Raw genomic sequence first — 711 nt, 5'->3', positions numbered from 1 at the left:
AAGACCTCTTTAGAACAACCAATGAATACTGTAATTAGCTATGCTTGGGAGCCAATGGATCACATTTTGATCCCAGAAGCGGTTGAGCAAGACTGGCCGCAACTATTTCAGCAAATTCACCAAGTATGGGGAGGTAACGTCGATGATCTTAGATGAGATTACAAGGCGTCGAGTTGAAGGAATTCTTCGAAAAGTGAACGCGTGGGCTCCCAAAATGCGTAAAATGTCTGATGAGGAATTGCAAGGACAGACTGCAATTCTTAAAGATCAACTTAAACATGGCAAGACAGTAGATGACATTTTGCCTCAAGCGTTTGCAACAATTCGAGAAGCGGATTACCGGATATTAGGGATGTTCCCTTATGATGTTCAAGTAATGGGAGGAATTGTTCTTAATTGGGGTTATATCGCCGAAATGAAAACCGGTGAAGGAAAAACCTTAATGGCTACGATGCCAATCTATTTAAATGGGCTAACTGGAAAAGGTTCTATGTTGGTTACGCCAAACGACTACCTTGCAGAACGTGATGAAAAGCAGTTAGCTCCCGTTTATCAATGGCTAGGGTTAACAGTCAGTTTGGGCTTTGATAAAAAAGTTAAGCGTCCTAAGCCACCTTTGAAACGATCTTGGTATAATTCTGATATTGTTTATACGACGGCTTCTACTTTAGCCTTCGATTATTTATTTAACAATCTGGCTGATAGTTTAGA

The 711-nt window shown here is 40.6% G+C and carries 1 protein-coding gene; it reads left to right on the top strand.

The features are described from left to right. Positions 1 to 142: 142 nt before the first annotated feature. Positions 143 to 711: DEAD/DEAH box helicase (locus ACFIK0_RS09400; RefSeq protein ID WP_375663910.1), on the top strand; the 569-nt coding region annotated here is incomplete at its 3' end.

Origin of the sequence: Bartonella sp. CL63NXGY (assembly GCF_042194905.1) — a bacterium.
Classification (GTDB): Bacteria; Pseudomonadota; Alphaproteobacteria; order Rhizobiales; family Rhizobiaceae; genus Bartonella.
This window is presented reverse-complemented; position numbering and strand designations above follow the sequence as displayed.